Consider the following 1,598-nt stretch of genomic DNA (forward strand, 5'->3'; position numbering starts at 1 on the left):
ATAATAAATTTGAACGAGTTCTGAATAAAAAAGAGAGTGAAACGATTATGTTAAAATCAGGTATTGCTATAGCACTACATAACTCTGATGCTAATTCTACTTCAGGCTCTAATAATAAGGCAATGAGTACCTCAAACAGCCCTTATACATTAAGTTTTCCGAAAACTTTATTGCCATTATGGGAACGTCCAAAAAGATGAATATATGCTTACGACAGCGGAAGTATTTGGGTTTCAATTTTAAGTAATCCACGAATTAAATTAACCGCTTCGAGCGGTCTTACACAAAGTTGATCAAGGGCATGTAAGAAAACATTACCTAAATTATGGCCAGAAAGTTCATTGTTACCCGTAAACCTATGGTCAAACAACATTGAACCTAATGATGGCCGGCTTGCAAGATGAGACAGACAATTACGTAAATCCCCCCATGCTATAGTTTGCTGATCTTGTCTTAATCGACCAGTAGAACCACCATTATCAGTAGTGGCAACTATTCCAGTTAATCTCGGACCTAAAAAAGATAAAGAGGCAAGAATTCTACCTAATCCATGTCCGCCACCGATGGCTACCACATGATGATAATTTTTGAACTTATGATTCAACATATATTGTTCTCAAGTCCTTGAGTTGTTGAATGAGACGATACGCAACTAATAAAAGCTGCCCGTAAACACGTATAATCAATATTAACTGGATATGGTATGTAAAGTGTAATTAATTTTAGTTTTTGTAGACGATGACTTAACATACCTTTATCCGTAACGGATAAGCTCACAATCTGCAAAGGTGGTTTGCTGTATCCTATCGATTTTTATGGTTATAATTAACAAGATTTTAATTTGAAATAAATTATTTATAAGGCAGGTACTATTGAAGATAGGCAATGTAGGTCAAGTGACATTTGCGTTAGGCTTAGCTGTTGTTGCTCTGTTAGGAATGCGACTATTTATTTTCCCTAATACTCATCAAGAATCAGTAGCAACCGATTCACGTCAGCTTAATAAAATTGATCTAGGAAAAGTACCTATATTCGCAGAAATAGAAAATATTGCTATTAAAAAACAAACGTTTTTTGACTTTTTACGTCCTGCTGTTGAAGCTCAAAATCAGATTATTATTCACGATCGCCAATTCTTACTGGCCATTATCGAACAAATTGATAATGGTTTAGGGTTGAGCGAGCATGATAGTGATAGGTTAGCAGCCATTCTTGAAAAATATCAATATGATGTTAAAGCAATTACTCGCATAAGCTTAACGCCACTATTAAAACGTATCGATATAATTCCTGTTGATATGGTATTAATACAAGCTGCAAATGAGAGCGGTTGGGGCAGTTCACGTTTTGCTGTCCACGGTTTTAATTTTTTTGGCCAATGGTGTTTTATTAAGGGCTGTGGTTTAGTGCCATCAGCGAGAGGTGATGGGAAAATCCATGAAGTTGCTGTATTTGATTCACCCAAAGATTCTATTATTGCTTACATGCTTAATTTGAACACTAATTCTGCGTATCGTCTATTTCGGTCTATTCGTGCAGATTTACGAGCTCAAAAAATTAAGCCGACAGCCGAGAGGTTAGTTTATGGGTTAATCAAT

General features: G+C 35.8%; 1 protein-coding gene and 1 pseudogene. One reads left to right on the forward strand and one right to left on the reverse strand.

Annotated features, from left to right (window positions below; all coding sequences use genetic code 11):
• Window positions 1–604, reverse strand: a pseudogene (locus H5202_RS22170) (2-phospho-L-lactate transferase CofD family protein); the annotation flags it as partial.
• Between the two features lie 268 nt (window positions 605–872).
• Here H5202_RS22170 and H5202_RS22175 point away from each other — a divergent pair.
• On the forward strand, window positions 873–1,598 hold a 726-nt coding region (locus H5202_RS22175; protein ID WP_182773937.1), incomplete at its 3' end, for a glucosaminidase domain-containing protein.

Origin of the sequence: Shewanella sp. SG41-4 (assembly GCF_014164505.1) — a bacterium.
GTDB lineage: Bacteria > Pseudomonadota > Gammaproteobacteria > Enterobacterales > Shewanellaceae > Shewanella.